Origin of the sequence: Pararoseomonas baculiformis (assembly GCF_017813395.1) — a bacterium.
Taxonomy (GTDB): Bacteria; Pseudomonadota; Alphaproteobacteria; order Acetobacterales; family Acetobacteraceae; genus Roseomonas; species Roseomonas baculiformis.
Genome location: NZ_JAGIZB010000001.1, coordinates 129,865 through 146,604 on the forward strand (window position 1 = coordinate 129,865; position 16,740 = coordinate 146,604).

Consider the following 16,740-nt stretch of genomic DNA (forward strand, 5'->3'; position numbering starts at 1 on the left):
TTTCTCCCCTCCCCCGGAGCCCGCCGGCAGCTTCGGATGGGATTACCCTTCAGCCCGGCGCGTGCGGATCCAGCGCCGCATCCGGCAAGGGCATGACATGCCCCGACCAGGTCCAGACGAGGGCGCATTCCACCCGCCGCCCAGGCCAGGCCGCCCGCAGCACGGCGCGGTAGGCCGCCATCTGGCGCAGATAGGCGGGCGGCACCTTCGACACGTCCGAGGGCGGCGGGCGGTTGGTCTTGTAGTCCAGCACCAGGATGCGATCGGGCGTGATGAGCAGCCGGTCCACCTGGCCCGCGATGGAGATGCCCTTTACCACCCCGGCCAGTGGCGCCTCCGCGAGGCTATCCGGGCCGAAGGCGCCGGCCAGCGCCGGGTGGCGCAGCACGGCGAGGGTCTCGGCCAGGGTCGCCTCCTGCTCGGAGGGATCGAGGCCGTGGCCGGGGCGCGCGAGGTGAAGGCGGGCGAGGCCTTCCCAGCGCGCTTCCTCATGCTCCGGCAGGTATTGCAGCAGGCCATGGATCAGCAGCCCGCGCCGGAAGCGGCGGCCGCCGGGGTCGCCGGCGCCATGCGGGGCGGCGGCGGGCTGCTCGGCCTCGCCTTCGAGGCGTGAGGGGGCTATCGGGTCCTCGCTTGCCTCGGGGGGGGCGGCGATGGTGGCCCAGTGCGGGAGGATGGCGGCCTCGGCGCGCAGCACCTCAGGATCCGCCTTCGGCGCGGCAAGCTGGGGGGATGTGATCTCCCAGGCCTCGTCACCGAAGCCGCAGCCCTCTGGCAGGCCGAGCCGCGTGGGATCGAAGGGCACGCGGGCGAAGCCCTCCAGCCCCTGCCCGATCCCGCGCTCGAAGCCTGCCTTCACCAGCGCGTGCCAGCTGGGATGAGAGGGGGCGCGGCGCGGGGCAAGGCCGCAGACGAGCAGCCGGTCCTCCGCGCGGGTCAGGGCCACGTAGAGGAGGCGGTTCTCCTCCTCCGCATCCGCGCTCGCGCGCGCCTGTTGCGCGCGGGTCCAGGGCAGGGCCTGGAACTCCTTCCGCGGCGCCCAGAGCGGAATGTCGGGCGCATTGGCGCCGCGCCGCGCGGCACCGCTCCAGAGCAGCGCGTCCCGCATGCCGCCGCGGCCGATATCGGGGATGATGACCACCGGGGCCTGCAGGCCCTTCGAGCCATGCGCGGTCATGATGCGAACGGCGTCGGCAGCATTCTCCATCTCGCGCTTCACCTCGGCCCCGCCGCGGCGGAGCCACTGGACGAAGGCCTGGAGGGAGGGCGCGTGCCGGTTCTCATGGCGCAGCGCGGCGGAGAGGAACTCGTCCAGCGCCTCCGCCGCCTCCGCACCCAGTCGCGCGAGCAGCTTCGCGCGGCCGCCATGCTCGCCCAGCACCTCGGAGAGCAGGGCGTGCGGCGTGACGAGGTCGGCGCGGTCGGCCAGGCCGGCGATCCAGGAGGCGGCCTCGCCGATGCGCGTCCTCTCGTCCCGTTGCTTGACCAGCACATGCCAGAGCGGGCCCTCACGGCCCTGCGCGAGGGCGAAGAGATCCTCCTCCGACATCCCGATGAGCGGCGATTTCAGCAGCGCGGCCAGCGCCAGGTCATCCTCGGGCAGCAGCAGCACGTCGCAGAGGGCGAGCATGTCGCGCACGGCGATCTGCTCCACCAGCATCATGCGGTCCACGCCGCCCACGGGAATGCCGCGCTGCTTGAGCTGGCGCACCAGCAGCTCGATCAGCCGCGTGCGGCGGCGGACGAGCACCATGACATCGCCGGGGCGCACCGGGCGGTCGCCGCGCGCGGGCAGCGTCTCGTTCCGGATCATGCCATCGATGCGGGCGGCGATGGCCTCGGCCAGCAGCGCCTCGGAATCCTGCGCCGCCACGGGTTCGCGCGGCACCACCCAGGGCTCGGCCGCATCCGCGCCGGCCTGTTCCAGCAGCGGCCAGATCTCCACCTTGCCTGCATGACCGGCACGGTCGGCGGAATGTTCCAGCACCACGCCATCGCGCACCACGCCACGGCGCGCGTCGCCATCCGCGAAGACCTGGTCCACCAGCGAGAGAACGGGCGCGCAGGAGCGGAAGGAGACGTTCAGCGGCACGCGCTCGAACACCGCGCCGCCGCGCGTCACCTGGTTGTCGAAGCGCGTTTCCCATTCGGCGAAGCCGCGCGCATCCGCGCCCTGGAAGCCGAAGATGCTCTGCTTCTCGTCACCCACGACGAAGAGCGTGCGCTGCCCCGCCTCCTGCGTGCCGTTGCCGGAGAAGAACTCCTCGGCCAGCGCCTGGGCGATGCCCCATTGCGCGGGATTCGTGTCCTGCGCCTCGTCGAGCAGGAGGTGATCCAACCCGCCATCGAGCTTGAACAGAACCCAGGCGGAACCGGGGTCGCGCAGCAGCTCCTGCGCGCGGTGGATCAGGTCATCGAAATCCAGGGCGCCGCGGCGCTGCTTGCGGGCCCGATAGTCATCCAGCACCGGGCGCGCGGCGGAGAGCAGCGAGCCCGTGGCGCTGAGCAGGCGGTGCGAGGCCCAGCGGGAGAGGATGTCTTCCACCCGCGCGATCTCCCGCGCGAAGGCATCCTCCTTCACCAGCGCGGCGCGCGGCTTGCCCTCTCCGGTGAAGAGCAGCGTGTGCCAGGAGAGCCAGCGCGTGGCGCGCGCCTCCTCCGGTTCGGAGAGGATGTTGAGCAGCGCCAGCGCGGCCTCGCGCGGGGTCTTGTTCTTGTGCTGCGCCAGGGTGGCCAGCGCCTCGCGGAAGGCATCCGGCGGGCAGACGATGCCGGAGGGAAGCGTGTCCTCCGTCTCGCCATCCGGGATCTCCAGGCATTCGCGCAGGGCGAGGACATGGCCATCGGCCCGCTCGAAAAGCGGGCGCAGGCGCTCGCGCTTGCCCACGAGCTCGCGCAGCGCCTTGGCCAGGCTGTCGGCGGAGACGAGGCGGGCGAGGCCGGCCAGCGCTTCCTCCGGAATCGCGCGGCCGGCCAGCGCGGCCTCGCGCGCCTCGGCCAGCAGGGTGGCGCTGTCCGCCTCCTCCAGCAGGGTGAAGGCGGGCGGCAGGCGGGCTTCCAGCGGGAAGCTGCGCAGCAGGGACTGGCAGAAGGCGTGGATGGTCGCGATCCGCATCCCGCCCGGCTGCTCCAGCACGCGGCAGAAGAGGCGGCGCGCGGTCTCCAGCTCCGCCCGCGTGGGCGGCATGCCCGTCAGTTCCTCCAGCGCCACGCGCAGCTGCGGCTCGGGCAGCACGGACCACTGGCCCAGGCGCAGGGCAAGGCGCGTGGCCATTTCCGCCGCCGCCGCCTTGGTGAAGGTGAGGCAGAGGATGCGGCCGGGCTGGGTGTCCTCGCGCAGCAGCAGGCGCAGCACGCGGTCGGTGAGCACCTTTGTCTTGCCCGAGCCGGCCGAGGCGCCCACCCAGGCGGAGATGCGCGGGTCGGAGGCCGCCTGCTGCGCGTATCGGGCGCGGGTGCGCGCGGAAAGGGCTTCGTTCACGCGCCGTCACCCCCGCCGGCGCCGCCCCATTCGGCCAGGCGCGAGAGATGGTCGTACTCATCGCCCTTCGGCGCGCGCGCCGGATGCGGGCGGGCCAGGAAGGGACGGTCACCAAGCAGGAATTCCTGCACCAGCCCGTTCAGCGCCTCGAAGGCCTGTTCGCTGACATCCGGCAGGGTGGAATCCTTGGGGCGGAAGGGCACGGCATTGCCCGCCTCATAGCCGCCGGAGACATGCCAGTGCTCCAGCCCCGAAACCTCGGCCGCCGGGATGTCCTTGAAGCCCCCGCGCGCGGCCATGGCGGCTTCCAGCGGCATCTGCGGCGCGCGGCCATCGGCCATCTCGGCATTGCTGGGCGGCGCGCCGGTCTTGAGGTCGATGAGGACGAGGCGGCCATCCTTCATCACATCCACCCGGTCCGCGCGGCCTTCCAGCCGCACGCCGCAGGGCAGCTCGATCATGCCGCTGATCTCGGCATGGCGCCGCGCCACGTGCACGCGCTGCCGCTCCTGCTCCAGCACGAATTCGGCGATACGCACGAGGCGCGGGCGCCAATAGGCCACCAGCCCCGGGCGCGGCGCGAACTCGGCCAGCGCCTCCTCCGTCGCCGCCGCGAAATGCTCCACGGCGTCGATGCAATGCGGATCGCCATCGCAGAGAGTCAGCCAGCGCGAGACCATGTGGTGGACGATGTTGCCGTATTCCGCCGCATCCGCCTCGGCGTCCAGCTCGTCCAGCGGGCGCAGCTTCAGGATGCGCTTGGCATACCAGGCATAGGGATCGGATTTCAGCAGCCACACATCGGTCACGCTGATCCGGCGCGGGCGCAGCGCGGCGGGTGGTGAAGGCGCGGGGCGCGCGCAGGGCTGGGGACGCTCGGGCATGTCGAGCAGCCCCGCCCAGCCCGTGGCGGGTGATGTTTCCAGCCCGCCGAGATCCTGCCCCTTGAGGAAGGTATCGATGCGCGTCAGCCAGCGCGCGGCCACCGTCGGCGAACCGCCGCGCTTGCGCGCGCGCGACAGCGTGGCGCGCGGTGCCGAAAGCGCGGAAAGGAGGAAATCCGCGCAGACCCGGCCGATGCGCGCCTCGGGCGCGGGCAGGCCGAATTGCGTGCGCATCGGGCGGCTCATCCAGGCGCCGGGATCGGTGGCCAGCGGCCAGACGCTTTCCTCCAGCGCGCCGAGCACAACGCGGTCGAAGCTCTGCAGCCGCGCTTCCAGCAGGCCGAGGATCTGCACGCGCGGATGCGATGCGCCCTTGCGCCCGCGCATGGTCCGCACGCCCGGCGCCAGCGGGCCTTCCAGCAGCGCGTCGAACAGGCTGGGCCAGGCGGCGGCTTCGAGCGGCGGCAGGGCGCGCATGGCCGGCTCCAGCCCCGCGAGATGCACGGCCAGCGGCTCGCCTTCCTCCCCGCGATAGAGGCGCAGCCCGCCCGGATCCTCGTCGGTGGAAGCCAGCGCCTCGGCGGCGGAGAGGTGGTCGGCCAGCAGGTCGGCGGGCGGGCGCACCTCCCGCTCCAGCGCGCGGAAGTTGCCCAGCGCGGCTTCCAGCGCATCCAGCATCGCCCGCACGCGCTCGCGCGGCGCCTCGTGGCGGATGGACGCGGCGGCGCGGCGCAGCCCTTCCAGCCCGGCGGCGGGGCGTGGGCCGCGCAGGGCGTGGCGCTCCAGCTCGCGCACCGCCAGCAGCCATGCGGATCGCGCCATCCCGCCCGCGCAGAGCGGGTGCTTGAGGCAGGCCAGCAGCGGGACGGGCGCGAAACCCTCCTCCACCATGCGCCCGATCATGCGCAGGAAGGCGCCCGCCGGCGTCATGCCCAGCGGCTGGCCGGCGGAATCATCGGCCAGGATGCCGTGGCGCAGCAGCTCCACCGAAACGCGGCGGGCGAGGTCCCGGTCCGGCGTCACCAGCGCGGCGCGGGCGCCGGGGGTTTCCAGCGCCTCGCGCAGCAGCAGGGCGATGGCGGCGGCCTCGCCGGCCTCGTCGGGCGCGATGAGCACGTCCAGCCCGCCCAGCGCGGGCCGCCAGAGCTCGGGCTCGCGATCCTGCCAGCAGGCGATGCCCTGCTCGGGCCGCAGGGCGCGCGCCAGCAGCGCGGCGCGCGCCTCATTGGGCGCGGGGGCGTCGGGCGCGCGATAGGGCCAGGGGCGCATGTCATTCGCCGTGGCATCCATGCCGCGCAGCAGGCGGGCCGTGCCGTTCAGCGGGTGGCTATGCGCGTCGCGCAGCACCTCCCACAACGCGGCCTCCATCTCCTCCCCGGCGCCGTGCAGCACCACCGCGCCCTTCTCCATGCGCGCGATCTGGCGCAGCAGCTCGGTCGCGGCGGGAATGGTGCCGCCGATGCCGATGCCCGCGGCGATGACGGGGTCCTTCGGCGGATTGTCGCGCCAGGCCGCGGCCTGGGCACGCAGCGCCGCCACGCGGCGGGCGCCGATATCGGAAAGGCCCTGTTCGGCCAGCCAGCCATGCCAGGCCCGGATCACGCCGCCCAGGAAGGTGTGGGTGATCTCCCAGTGCTTCGCCAGCTCACCCGTGACCAGCTCGGGCAGGCGGGCGGGGTCGCAGCCCTCCAGCGCCATCTCGTCCAGCAGCGTCACCAGTTCCACGGCCAGGCGCCAGGCCTGGTCCGGGCTGCTCGGCCCGCCGAAATGCGGGGGCAGGCGCATGACCATCTCGGTCAGCACCGCCAGGCGCCGCGCGGGGTCCACCGCGGGCGGCTCGTCCAGCAGGGCCGGGAGGGAAAGCTCCTCCGCATCCTCCGTGGAGAGCCCGGCCAGGGCGCGCAGGCGCGGCAGCAGCAGGGCCGGCTTGCCGGAGGCGCGCAGGAAGGCCTCACGCAGGGACCGTGCGGCACGGCGGGTGGGCAGAAGGATGGTGGTGCGCGCCAGGGCGGCGGGATCGTCCAGCGCCCCAGCCATGGCGAGCACGCCCTGGGCCAGGTCGTCCAGGAAGGGGCGATGGGCGGGAATTTCGTACAGCCTCACGCCACGCCCCTCCCCCGCTCCGTCACTGGTCCCGCCACCCCCTGGCAGGGAACAGCGCTAGAACAGCTTCACCAGCCCCTTGTCCAGCAAATCCTCCGCCCGTTGCAGGTCCGGCGGGGTGGAGAGGTGGAACCAGGCGCCGTCATGCACCAGGCCGTAGAGGCGGCCCTGCTCGATCGCGCGCATCCAGGGGCCCATCAGGCCGAAGCGGCCGGGCTGGGTACCATCGAGAAGGCGGGGATGGAGGATCTGAACCCCGGCATAGAGATAGGGCGCCACCTCCCGCTCCTTCGGGCGCCGGAGCCGGCCGAGGGGATCGAGCAGGAAGTCGCCCAGCCCCACCTCGCCCTCCACATTGGCGGCGCGCACCATCAGCAGCAGCGCGTCCATGCGCGACTCGTCGAAGGCGGCGGCGAGGCGGATCAGCGCGGGGGTGGGGCCATCGAGCCAATAGGCATCGCCATTCACCACGGCGAAGGGCCCCTCGCCGAGATGCGGCAGGGCGTTGCGGATTCCCCCGCCCGTCTCCAGCAGCTCATCCTCCACCAGCACGTTGCAGCGCGGCTCGGACCGCGCCTCGCAGGCTGCGACGACCTGCGGGGCGAGGTAATGGGCGTTCACCACGGCCTGCCCGATCCCGGCATCCTCCAGCCGGTCCAGCGCATGGTCGAGCAGCGAGCGGCCGCGGAGCGCGAGCAGCGGCTTGGGCACGGCCTCGGTCAGCGGGCGCATCCGCGTGCCGAAGCCGGCCGCCAGCACCATGCCATGGGTCAGGCGGATCATGCGGCAGGCTCCATCTGGGGATTGGCCCTGAGCTGGCGGGGCACGTTTTCATCGAGGAAGGCCGCAAGCGGCGCCGTGGCCGGATGGCGCAGGGCCTCATCCAGCAGGCGCCAGCAGCGCGGGCCATGGCGGAGGTAGTGCGGCTTCTTGTCGCGCCGGTCCAGACGCACCCATAGCGAGGCGACCCGCAAATGGCGCTGGGCAGCCATCGCCGCCGTGGCGGCCTCGAAGGCCGCGCGGTCCAGCCCGGGCCGGGCATCCAGGTAGCGGGCGGTCGCGGCCGCGCGGACCTCTGGCGCCACGTCCCGCCGGGCATCCTGCAGCAGGCTCACCAGGTCATAGGCAGGGTGCCCATGCCCCGCGTCCTGGAAATCGATGATGCCGACCGAGGCCGGGCCGGGGCGATCCGGCAGGGGCAGGAGATTGGCCGGGAAGTAGTCCCGGTGAACGAAGGCGCCCGCCCCCTCGAAGGGCGCGAGCATGGCCCGCATGGCCGCGAAGAAAGCCTTGCGCTGGGCCTGGCTGGGTTCGGCACCCAGCACGGCGGGCCACCACCAGTCCAGGAAGGTGGCGCCGGTGGCTTTGGCCATGGTCTCGCCCTCCCAGGCCGGAAGGCCGGGTGGCGGCGGGGCGGCATGCAGCGCGGCAAGCGTCTCCGTCGCCGCCAGATAGAGCGGCAGCGCCTCTGCCCCGGCATCCAGCAGCGCGGCATGGGTCGGCTCGCCCAGATCCTCGATCAGCAGGAAGCCCGCGGGCGGATCCGCCGCCAGCACCTCCGGCGCCGAGAGCCCGGTTCCCCGGATATGCTCGCCAATGGCCATGAAGGCCCGCAGGTCGGCCTCGGCCGAGGGCAGGCCCACCGCGGCGGCGCCCGAGCCATCCATCAGCAGGGCCGGGCGCGGCCCGCCCTTGAGGCGCAGGTAGCGCCGGTGCCCCGCATCGCCCGGAAGGGCCAGGCGCTCCGCCCCGGCATAGCCATGGGCGGCGAGGAAGTGGTCAAGGCTCATGCAAGGGCCGCCAGGGCGTTCAGGCGGGCGGCATCCCAGCCCGCCAGGGTGACGATGCGGGCCTCCGGCGCATCCGCCGGGGCCAGGGTGATGCGCAAGGCGTCGCGGGGTGCGTGACGGCCCAGCCGGTCCGGCCATTCCACCAGCACGATGCCGTCCCGCGCCTCCTCCCATCCCAGTTCCGGCAGGGCATCGGGCCCTTCCAGCCGGTAGAGATCCAGGTGATGGGCCGCCCCCTTCGGCAGGTCATAGGACTGCACCAGGGTGAAGGTGGGGGACGGCACCTCCAGCGCCGGATCGCCCGCCGCCGCCCGCAGGAAGGCACGGGCGAAGGCGGATTTCCCTGCGCCCAGGGGGCCGTCCAGCAGGATGGCGTCCCCCGGCCGGGACAGCCGCGCGGCACGGGCGGCAAGCGCGCCGGTGGCCGCCTCGTCAGGCAGGGTAAGGGTCAGCGGGGCGGTCATGGGTGGCCCCAATCTGCCCTCCCGCTCGCCCCAGGGGCAAGCGGGGGAAACCCTCCCCGGCGGTTCCGGTTAGCAATCGCACAAGAGGGAACCACGATCATGAAGCTGATTCGCGCGGCCCTGATGCCGATGCTCCTCCTCGCCACACTGGCCGCCTGCACGGGCGAAAACCGCACCTTCGGGGAGCGCGTGCGCGACACGGTGGACCCGCCGAGCGGCCCGGTGGAAGCCACCGGGCGCGCGGTGGACCGGGCGGTGGACCGGGTGCGGCCGAACTGATTTTCATCAGGCGGGCTGCCATGGCGCCCGCCTGAGGTCGCAGCCTTCGGGCGCGGCCCGCGGGACGGATGGCGGGGCCCGCAGGGGAAGCAGCGCTGCCCCTGCGGGCCCCATGCCTTCCCCCCCCTGAAAACGCGCTGTATCACGCCTCCCCTCACCGAAGACGGGGACGCGCCGTACCCATGACCGCGCATATCGACACCGATGTCGCCATCATCGGCGCAGGCCCGGCCGGCCTGTTCGCCGTGTTCGAATGCGGCATGCTCCGGATGAAATGCGTGGTGATCGACACGCTGGAGGCCATTGGCGGCCAGTGCTCGGCCCTCTACCCGGAGAAGCCGATCTTCGACATCCCGGCCCATCCCCGCATCGCCGGCGCCGACCTGATCGACCAGCTGGAGAAGCAGGCCCAGCCTTTCGCCCCGATCTACCTGCTGGGCCGCCGCGTTGACCGGCTGCTGGAGGAGGATGGCGATTTCATCCTCGGCACCAGCGGGGGGGACAGCGTGCGGGCCAAGGCGGTGATCCTGGCCGCCGGGGCCGGCGCCTTCGGACCGAACCGCCCGCCGCTGGAGGATCTCACGCGCTACGAGGCCTCGGGCGCCGTGCGCTACATGGTTTCCCGGCGGGAGGATTTTCGCGGAAAGCGGGTGGTGATCGCGGGCGGCGGCGATTCCGCCGTGGACTGGGCGCTCTCGCTGAAGGAGATCGCGGCGAAGGTGACGGTGGTGCATCGCCGCCCGAAATTCCGTGCCGCGCCGGAAAGCGCCGCACAGCTCGATGCCGCCGCGGCCAGGGGTGAGCTGGAACTGGCCATCCCCTACCAGCTGCACGGCCTGAAGGGGGATGGCGCCACCCTCAGCCATGTCACCCTCGCCACGCTGAAGGGCGAGACGCGCGACGTGGAGGCGGACCATCTCCTCGCCTTCTTCGGCCTTTCGATGGAGCTGGGCCCGATCGCCGAATGGGGGCTGGGGATGGACCGCAGCCACGTGACCGTGACGCCCGCCACCTGCGAGACCTCCCGCCCCGGTATCTATGCCGTCGGCGACATCGCGACCTATCCGGGCAAGCTGAAGCTCATCCTGCAGGGCTTCTCGGAGGCGGCGATGGCGGCCCATGCCATCCATCCCCGCGTGCATCCGGGCGAGGCGCTGCATTTCGAGTACTCCACCTCCAAGGGAGTTCCCGCCCATGGCTGACGGCAAGCTTGTCATCGGGACGAAGCGCTACTCGTCCTGGTCCCTCCGTGGCTGGCTGGCCGTGCACCTGGCCGGGCTGGATGTGGAGGAGGTGCTGATCCCGCTGGCCGGCGGTGGCGGCACCAAGGCCATCAAATCCGCCACCCCCGCCGGGATGGTGCCCTATCTGGAACACCGGGGCGCCCGCGTATGGGAGAGCCTGGCGATCTGCGAGTATTGCGCGGAACTCGCCCCCGCCCTCTGGCCGCAGGACCGCGTGCTGCGCGCCCTCCTGCGCAGCGCGGCGAGCGAGATGCATGCGGGCTTCCGCGGGCTGCGCATGGCCATGCCGATGAATCTCGGCCGCGATTTCTCCGGGCGCGGCGCCACGCCGGACGCCATGGCGGATATCGCCCGCATCGAGACGGTCTGGGCCCAGTGCCTGGATGCCAGCGGCGGGCCCTTCCTGCACGGCGCCGCCATGGGCGTGGCCGATGCCATGTACGCCCCCGTGGTGGCGCGGCTCATCACCTATGCCCCGGCCATCTCGCCGCGCAGCAAGGCCTATCTGCAGGCCGTGCGCGCCCATCCCCTCGTTGCCCGCTGGTATGACGAGGCAGCGCGCGAGCCGGAGGACTGGCTGCTTCCGCATTACGAGGCAGGGCCCGCGGCCTGAGCGGGGCGCGCGGGATGCGGACCTCCTCCGGCCTCGACCATATCGGCATCTGCGCGCGCAGCGCGGCGCCGCTGTGGGAAGCCTATGAACGGCTCGGCTTCACCCTGACCCCCATCGCCCGGCAATCGCGGGGCGATGAGCCTCTGGGCACGGGCAATCGCTGCGCCATGCTGCGGCGCGGCTATATCGAGCTGCTGGCCATCCTCGACCCCGCCCTGCCCGACAACGGCCTGGGCGCCATGCTCGACCGCTTCGAGGGTGCGCGCATCCTCGCCCTCGGGATGGATGATTCCCAGGGCAACCTGGAGCGGCTGCGGCGGGCTGGGCTGGAGATCCCGGGCATCTCGCCCCTCTCCCGCCCGGTGGAGCCCGGCGGCCCCGTCGCGCGCTTCGAGCGCCTGCCCCTGCCCGAGGCACCGGAAGGGCGGGTGCAGCTTGTGCGGCACCTGACGCCCGAGGCGATCTGGCAGGAGCGCTGGATGAGGCACCCGAACGGCGCCACCGAACTGCGCGCCGCCATCATCGCGACCGCGCAGCCGGCCGAGAGCGCCGCGCGGCTTTCCCGCCTCTCCGGCCTGCCGCTGGAGCCGGATCCCGCGGGCGGCTTCGCCCTGCACCTGCCGGATGGCGCGCGGGTGCGGATGCTGTCGCCGGAGGTGGCGGCCGGCATCCTCCCCGGCGTCGAGCCCCCAGCCCTGCCCGCCGTGATCGGCATGGTGGTCGGCGTTGCCGATCTCCGCGCCACGGGCGCCGCGCTCCTGGGCGTGCCGCATCGGGAGACGCCCGGCGGGCTGATGGTTTCCCCGGGGGAGGCCGGCGGCTGCGCCCTGGTTTTCGCGGCATGAGGAAGCCCAGCGCCCTGCGGCGCTCCATCGAAACCTACTACGCCCCGGGCCGGGCGGAGGCGCTGGACCGTTTCCTCTCGCGCTTCCTCTCCCCGGGCGAGCTCGGCTTCGATGTCGGCGCGCATGTCGGGGACCGCACCGCGAGCTTCCGCCGCCTCGGCGCCACCGCGCTGGCCGTGGAGCCGCAGCCCGCCCTGGCCCGCCTGCTGCGCCGGATCTTCCGCCAGGACGAGGCCGTGGCCATCGTTCCCGCCCTGGTCGGCACCGCGCCGGGTGAGGCGGTGCTGCGCCTGAACACGCGCAACCCCACGGTCGCCACCGCTTCGGAGGCCTTCCTGGCCGCCGCGGATGGCGCGGCCGGGTGGGAAGGCCAGGAATGGGACCGGGCGATCACCCGCCCCGTCACAACCCTCGACGTGCTGGCCGCCACCCATGGAACGCCCGATTTCATCAAGCTGGACGTGGAGGGCTTCGAGGCCGAGGCACTGGGCGGGCTTTCCTTCGCCCCCCGGGCCCTGTCCTTTGAGTTCACCACCATCCAGCGCGGGGTCGCGATGGAATGCCTGGCGCGGTTGGCGGCGCTCGGCCCCTATCGCTTCAACGCATCCCTCGGCGAAAGCATGAGGCTCGTCCTGCCCGCCCCGGTGGAGGCCACGGCCATCGCGGACTGGATCGCCCCCCTGCCCCATGCGGCGAACAGCGGCGATGTCTATGCTAGCCTCGATCCGGCCCGGGTCATGCCCTGATGCGGCTGGGCGCGTTCCTGCCGCATCTCGGCTTCGCGGTGATGCTCGCCCTTCTCTCGGCCGGGGTGGTGCGGCTGATGATCGCCTTTCCCATGCTGGACGATCCGGCGCGGCGCCTGGCCACGGCGCACAAGGTGCCCACGCCCAAGGGCGGCGGCCTGGGCATCGTCCTGGCCTTCGTGGCGGGGATGGTGGTGCTCTATGGCACGGCGCAATTCGCCCGCATCGCGGATCCGGCCTTCATCGGCACCATCCTCGCCGCCATCGCGATCGCGGCGGTGGCCTTGCTGGACGACCTGAAGGACTTCCGCTTCGTGGTGAAGCTGGCGGCGCAGGCCGGGGCGGCGCTGGTGGCCATGGCGAGCGGGCTGGTGGTCACCCGGCTCGCCCTGCCCTGGATCGGCGTGGTCGATCTCGGCATCGCAGGGCCGCTGCTGACGCTGTTCTGGATCGTGGCCTGCACCAATGCCGTGAACTTCATGGATGGCATGGACGGGCTGGTGGGCGGATCGCTTCTCGTCGCCTGTGCCTCGCTCTGCTTCATCGCGGCGGGCCAGGAAGCCTGGTTCGTCTATGCGGCGGCGCTGTTCCTCACGGCGGGGCTGGTGGGATACCTGCCTTTCAACCTCCATCCCGCCCGCATCTTCATGGGCGATGTGGGCAGCCAGTTCCTCGGCTTCATCCTCGCCGTGCTGGCGGTGGCCTGCGCGCGCTTCGACACGGCGCAGCTCTCCTTCCTCATCGTGCCGCTGCTGCTCTTCGCCCATCTGTTTGACACGGGCTTCACCCTGCTCCGCCGCATCGCGATGGGAGAGAGGCCGAGCACGCCGCACCGCACGCATCTCTACCAGCTCGCCCAGCGCTCCGGGCTTTCGGTGCACCGCGTGGCCGCGATCCATGGCGGCTTCGTGCTGTTCCAGGCCGGGCTCGCCCTGGCCTTCCCGCATCTGGAATCCTGGGCGAAGCCGCTGGTCGTGCTGCCGCCGCTGGCGGTGCAGCTGGCCTGGCTTGCCTATGTCGCCCATCGCGTCCGGCGCGAGGGGCTCAGTTGGCGGGCGAGCTGAGCACCTCGATCACCATCGGGCGGCCATCCATCCCCACCCATTGCTCCGAACGCCAGACCGCGCCCGTGCCGGGATCGGCCCAGTAGCGGTTCACGAAGCGGGCGCCACCGCCGCAACGCTCCTCGACATAGAGCCCTTCCTCCACCCGCGCCGCGCGCATGCGGCATTCCAGCGCCACGCCGAAACGCATCCGGTTCGGGTCGCGCGTGGCGGGTGCCAGATCCACCACGCGCCGTGCCGTCGCCGGACGTTCGGCAAGGGCGGGGATGTCATCCAGCGGGTCCGGGCTGTCGAAGCGCGTGGCGGCCAGGGTGGTGGCCGTGCCGGCGGTGGCAACCACCCGCGCACCATCGGTGGCCACCACGGTTCCATCCGCGGATCGCCACATGCGCTGTTCCCCGTTCCCCTGGATCATCGCCATCACCTTGCGCTGGCTGCCATAGGAGACGAGCAGGGTCGGCCCGCCGGTCGTGGCCGCGTCCTCATCCTCCAGTGCACCGGCGGGCGGGTCATGGCGGCGGGGGGCGATCCCGTCCTGCCGGGGCGGCAGGAAGACGCTGGCGCGCAGCGCGTTCTCCGCACCGCGCTCCAGCTCCGCCATGTCCGGCATCTCGCAGGCGGCGAGGAGAAGCAGGGCGGGAAGGACGATTCGGCGCATCGCGGCGCAGGATAGGCCCAGCCTCCCCCGGCCGCATCACCCAAAAGTGATCAACCTGCTCATGCCACCTCGATCGCCGTCAGACCGGCGGCCAGGGCGGCACGAAGATCGGTGGGAGCCAGGGCGATGCAGCCCTCGGTCGGCGCGTAGTCCGGGCGCGCCACATGCAGGAAGATGGCGCTACCCCGCCCGCGCACCACGGGATCGTCATTCCAGCCGAGCACGCCGACGATGTCGTAGAGCCCGTCCTCCCGCCACATCAGCTCATGCCGCCCGGCATAGGGCAGCGTGACCGGGCGGTTGTAGGCGGGGTCGGCGGGATCGTCGCACCAGCCGTCATTCGGCCCGATCGGCTCCACCGGCACGGCGCAGACCGGGGCGCGCCCGCGATCGGCGCGGTAGAGGACCCGGCGGAGCGACATGAGCGCCCGTGGCGTGGCGCCATCCCCCTCCTGCTTGTCGGTGCGGATTCCCCCCTTGCCGATGGCGCAGCGCCAGCGGTCGCACATCAGGATCAGGTGCTGGCCTTCGAGGCGGGCTGTGGTCATGGCGCCTTCCTGCCCATGCGGCGGGGGGCAGGGCAAGGGTGTTGCACGGGCGGCGCCGGCGCCTGCTCAGGCCATGTTCCCCAGCATCTGCTCCTGATAGGCCTGCCGCCCCCGGGCGATGGTGGCGGTATCCGCCTTTTCGCCCCAGGCCATGAAGGCGGTCGGCTGGTCCCGCCCATCGGCCACGGCACGGAGGGAGCCGACGAATCCGGTCACCTCCAGCATGGCGGAGGCAACGCCGCCGAGGAATCCCATAGGGCCGCCAAGGGCGGTGCCGACGAGGATGCGGGCGGCGATGGGCGCGGCGCTTCCGGTCGCCTCCCGGTAGATCATGCCCACCCCCGGCATGTGTTGCAGCGGGTTGAGGGACTCCAGCATCTCGCCGAAGGAGATCTTGGCCGGCATGGGCTCGGCCTCATCGCCCAGCAGCGGCGGGCCGCCATCCGGGGCCGGGCGCGTGCCGCCATAGACGCGGCCGGCGAAGATCCCCCAGCCCTCGGGGGATACGGTGTTCGGGACGATGCCGTTCATGCGCCACTCCAGCCGCCTGCGTGGCCGGGGTGGCGCAAAACGCGTGCCGCTTAACCCATGAGGTGGCCGAACCGGGCCTTCTTCGTCTGGAGATAACCGTCATTCACCCCATTGGCGGCGAACAGGTGCGAGACACGGCCGGCGACGTTGATTCCGCAGGCGGCGAGGCCCGCAAGCTTGTCCGGATTGTTCGTGAGGAGGCGGATGCGCGGGATGCCCAGCGCCTCCAGCATGGTGGCCGCCACGCGGAAATCCCGCTCATCGGCGCCATAGCCCAGGGCGCGGTTGGCATCGAGCGTGTCGAGCCCGGAATCCTGCAGCGTGTAGGCGCGCAGCTTGTTCACCAGCCCAATGCCACGCCCTTCCTGCGCCAGGTAGAGCAGGACGCCGCCCCCGGGCTCCGCCGCCATGCGCGCGATGGCGCCGCGCAGCTGCGGGCCGCAATCGCAGCGCAGCGATCCCAGCAGGTCGCCGGTGAAGCATTCGGAATGGATGCGGCAGAGCGGCGCCTCCGCCGTTTCGGGGCTGCCGACGAGGATGGCGAGATGCTCGATCCCGCCATCGGCGGCGCGGAAGGCGGTGATCCGGGCTTCCGGCGCATCCTCCAGCGGCACACGCGCCTCGGCCACGCGGGCCAGGCTGGAAGCGGCCGAGAGGGGATAGGCCAGAACCGCATCCACCGGCACAGAGAGCAGCCCGAGTCGCGCCGCGATGGCCGGGGAAGCCGGCGCGGCGACCAGGGCGGGCAGCAGCCTTCCGATCTTGGCCAGGGCGATGGCCGCCGGCGGCAAGGCTTCCGCGAAGCCCGGCGCGGGAACGATCTGCGGCGACTCGGGCAGGAGCTGCTCGGCCACGGGATCGGCCAGGCTGCGCAGGCTGTCCGGCGCCAGCAGCGCGGGGGAGAGGCGCAGCGCGACGGGCACCTCCTCCGGCGAGGCGGGGGCGGAGACGGGGCGGGCCAGCACAGCCGCGGCCCGGGATGCCGAGAGAAGGAGCACCGGGGCGGCCAGCGCCGCCTCCGCCAGTTCCGCCAGGCCACGCGCCCCGACGGTTTCGGCGGCCGCGAGGATCAGCGATTCGCCACCGCCATCCAGGAGCACGGGGGTCCCGCGGCGGAGTTCCGAGGCGGCGCGGTGCACCGCCCGCATGGCGAGGGCCCGCGGATCTCCGACCGCCTTTTCGGCGGGCGAGCCCGTGAGGCGCGCCGAAAAGGCGCTGATGGAAGCTTCGGCCATTCCGTCCACTTAGTCCCCCCGGTCACTTGCTTCCGCCCCGCTATAGCCGGCGTGGCACTCCGCGTTCCGCCTCTACGGGCGGAGCGCGCTGTTGGATGCGGCGCCAATATGGGGCTGGTAACATGTCCGAAAGGGGGCAAAGTGGCGTCCAGGACACCAATCCCCACGAAAATGAGAGCCAAGCCTTGCCGCTTGAGGTCATTTTCCCCCATATCCGTTAACTCACAACTCCGGGATGCCCGTCTAGGCGGGTTC

At 72.4% G+C, this 16,740-nt stretch carries 15 protein-coding genes; 6 read left to right on the forward strand and 9 right to left on the reverse strand.

What is annotated here, in order from left to right; all coding sequences use genetic code 11:
- Positions 1 to 49: 49 nt before the first annotated feature.
- From addA to tsaE, 5 genes are read right to left on the reverse strand one after another with little or no spacing between them, the layout of a single operon-like run.
- The gene (addA, locus tag J8J14_RS00590) at positions 50 to 3,481 is read right to left on the reverse strand and encodes a double-strand break repair helicase AddA (RefSeq protein ID WP_209377477.1); all 3,432 of its coding nucleotides are present in this window, start codon (positions 3,479 to 3,481) and stop codon (positions 50 to 52) included.
- Positions 3,478 to 6,468, reverse strand: a complete 2,991-nt coding sequence (gene addB, locus J8J14_RS00595; protein ID WP_209377478.1) for a double-strand break repair protein AddB — start codon at positions 6,466 to 6,468, stop codon at positions 3,478 to 3,480. Before addB ends, addA begins: the two co-directional genes overlap by 4 nt.
- 57 nt (positions 6,469 to 6,525) lie before the next feature.
- Entirely contained in the window at positions 6,526 to 7,251 is a 726-nt protein-coding gene (locus tag J8J14_RS00600; protein ID WP_209377479.1) for a nucleotidyltransferase family protein, read from the reverse strand.
- Positions 7,248 to 8,258 carry an aminoglycoside phosphotransferase family protein gene (locus J8J14_RS00605; protein WP_209377480.1) on the reverse strand — a complete coding sequence of 337 codons (1,011 nt, stop codon included), beginning with the start codon at positions 8,256 to 8,258 and terminating at the stop codon, positions 7,248 to 7,250. The genes J8J14_RS00600 and J8J14_RS00605 overlap by 4 nt, the downstream gene beginning before the upstream one ends.
- A complete protein-coding gene (gene tsaE, locus J8J14_RS00610) occupies positions 8,255 to 8,722 on the reverse strand; it encodes a tRNA (adenosine(37)-N6)-threonylcarbamoyltransferase complex ATPase subunit type 1 TsaE (protein ID WP_209377481.1) in 468 nt (155 codons plus the stop codon). Before tsaE ends, J8J14_RS00605 begins: the two co-directional genes overlap by 4 nt.
- 99 nt (positions 8,723 to 8,821) lie before the next feature.
- Here tsaE and J8J14_RS00615 point away from each other — a divergent pair, with 99 nt between their 5' ends.
- From J8J14_RS00615 to J8J14_RS00640, 6 genes are all read left to right on the forward strand, one after another.
- A complete protein-coding gene (locus J8J14_RS00615; protein ID WP_209377786.1) occupies positions 8,822 to 9,001 on the forward strand; it encodes a hypothetical protein in 180 nt (59 codons plus the stop codon).
- 182 nt (positions 9,002 to 9,183) lie between these two features.
- Positions 9,184 to 10,203, forward strand: a complete 1,020-nt coding sequence (locus J8J14_RS00620) for an NAD(P)/FAD-dependent oxidoreductase (protein ID WP_209377482.1) — start codon at positions 9,184 to 9,186, stop codon at positions 10,201 to 10,203.
- Positions 10,196 to 10,858 (forward strand): glutathione S-transferase family protein, encoded by a 663-nt coding sequence (locus J8J14_RS00625; RefSeq protein WP_209377483.1) that lies wholly within the window; start codon positions 10,196 to 10,198, stop codon positions 10,856 to 10,858. The genes J8J14_RS00620 and J8J14_RS00625 overlap by 8 nt, the downstream gene beginning before the upstream one ends.
- 14 nt (positions 10,859 to 10,872) lie before the next feature.
- On the forward strand, positions 10,873 to 11,703 hold the full coding sequence (locus J8J14_RS00630; RefSeq protein ID WP_209377484.1) for a VOC family protein: 831 nt from the start codon (positions 10,873 to 10,875) through the stop codon (positions 11,701 to 11,703).
- Entirely contained in the window at positions 11,700 to 12,449 is a 750-nt protein-coding gene (locus tag J8J14_RS00635) for an FkbM family methyltransferase (RefSeq protein ID WP_209377485.1), read from the forward strand. Before J8J14_RS00630 ends, J8J14_RS00635 begins: the two co-directional genes overlap by 4 nt.
- Positions 12,449 to 13,513: a glycosyltransferase family 4 protein gene (locus J8J14_RS00640; protein ID WP_209377486.1), complete on the forward strand. Its 1,065-nt coding sequence runs from the start codon at positions 12,449 to 12,451 to the stop codon at positions 13,511 to 13,513. Before J8J14_RS00635 ends, J8J14_RS00640 begins: the two co-directional genes overlap by 1 nt.
- Here J8J14_RS00640 and J8J14_RS00645 read toward each other — a convergent pair.
- From J8J14_RS00645 to J8J14_RS00660, 4 genes are all read right to left on the reverse strand, one after another.
- Positions 13,494 to 14,171 (reverse strand): YjbF family lipoprotein, encoded by a 678-nt coding sequence (locus tag J8J14_RS00645; RefSeq protein ID WP_209377487.1) that lies wholly within the window; start codon positions 14,169 to 14,171, stop codon positions 13,494 to 13,496. The two genes, J8J14_RS00640 and J8J14_RS00645, sit on opposite strands and share 20 nt — an antisense overlap.
- Positions 14,172 to 14,230: 59 nt before the next feature.
- Positions 14,231 to 14,719 carry a L,D-transpeptidase family protein gene (locus tag J8J14_RS00650; RefSeq protein ID WP_209377488.1) on the reverse strand — a complete coding sequence of 163 codons (489 nt, stop codon included), beginning with the start codon at positions 14,717 to 14,719 and terminating at the stop codon, positions 14,231 to 14,233.
- Between the two features lie 66 nt (positions 14,720 to 14,785).
- Entirely contained in the window at positions 14,786 to 15,250 is a 465-nt protein-coding gene (locus tag J8J14_RS00655; RefSeq protein WP_209377489.1) for a hypothetical protein, read from the reverse strand.
- A gap of 50 nt (positions 15,251 to 15,300) precedes the next feature.
- Positions 15,301 to 16,485, reverse strand: a complete 1,185-nt coding sequence (locus tag J8J14_RS00660; protein WP_209377490.1) for a GTP cyclohydrolase II — start codon at positions 16,483 to 16,485, stop codon at positions 15,301 to 15,303.
- Positions 16,486 to 16,740: the final 255 nt, after the last annotated feature.

What these genes read in the sequence shown, in the direction of transcription:
- J8J14_RS00600 (WP_209377479.1), bottom strand. Translation starts at nt 7,251, where the DNA reads ATGATCCGCCTGACCCATGGCATGGTGCTGGCGGCCGGCTTCGGCACG.
- J8J14_RS00605 (WP_209377480.1), bottom strand. Translation starts at nt 8,258, where the DNA reads ATGAGCCTTGACCACTTCCTCGCCGCCCATGGCTATGCCGGGGCGGAG.
- tsaE (WP_209377481.1), bottom strand. Translation starts at nt 8,722, where the DNA reads ATGACCGCCCCGCTGACCCTTACCCTGCCTGACGAGGCGGCCACCGGC.
- J8J14_RS00615 (WP_209377786.1), top strand. Translation starts at nt 8,822, where the DNA reads ATGAAGCTGATTCGCGCGGCCCTGATGCCGATGCTCCTCCTCGCCACA.
- J8J14_RS00620 (WP_209377482.1), top strand. Translation starts at nt 9,184, where the DNA reads ATGACCGCGCATATCGACACCGATGTCGCCATCATCGGCGCAGGCCCG.
- J8J14_RS00625 (WP_209377483.1), top strand. Translation starts at nt 10,196, where the DNA reads ATGGCTGACGGCAAGCTTGTCATCGGGACGAAGCGCTACTCGTCCTGG.
- J8J14_RS00630 (WP_209377484.1), top strand. Translation starts at nt 10,873, where the DNA reads ATGCGGACCTCCTCCGGCCTCGACCATATCGGCATCTGCGCGCGCAGC.
- J8J14_RS00635 (WP_209377485.1), top strand. Translation starts at nt 11,700, where the DNA reads ATGAGGAAGCCCAGCGCCCTGCGGCGCTCCATCGAAACCTACTACGCC.
- J8J14_RS00640 (WP_209377486.1), top strand. Translation starts at nt 12,449, where the DNA reads ATGCGGCTGGGCGCGTTCCTGCCGCATCTCGGCTTCGCGGTGATGCTC.
- J8J14_RS00645 (WP_209377487.1), bottom strand. Translation starts at nt 14,171, where the DNA reads ATGCGCCGAATCGTCCTTCCCGCCCTGCTTCTCCTCGCCGCCTGCGAG.
- J8J14_RS00650 (WP_209377488.1), bottom strand. Translation starts at nt 14,719, where the DNA reads ATGACCACAGCCCGCCTCGAAGGCCAGCACCTGATCCTGATGTGCGAC.
- J8J14_RS00655 (WP_209377489.1), bottom strand. Translation starts at nt 15,250, where the DNA reads ATGAACGGCATCGTCCCGAACACCGTATCCCCCGAGGGCTGGGGGATC.
- J8J14_RS00660 (WP_209377490.1), bottom strand. Translation starts at nt 16,485, where the DNA reads ATGGCCGAAGCTTCCATCAGCGCCTTTTCGGCGCGCCTCACGGGCTCG.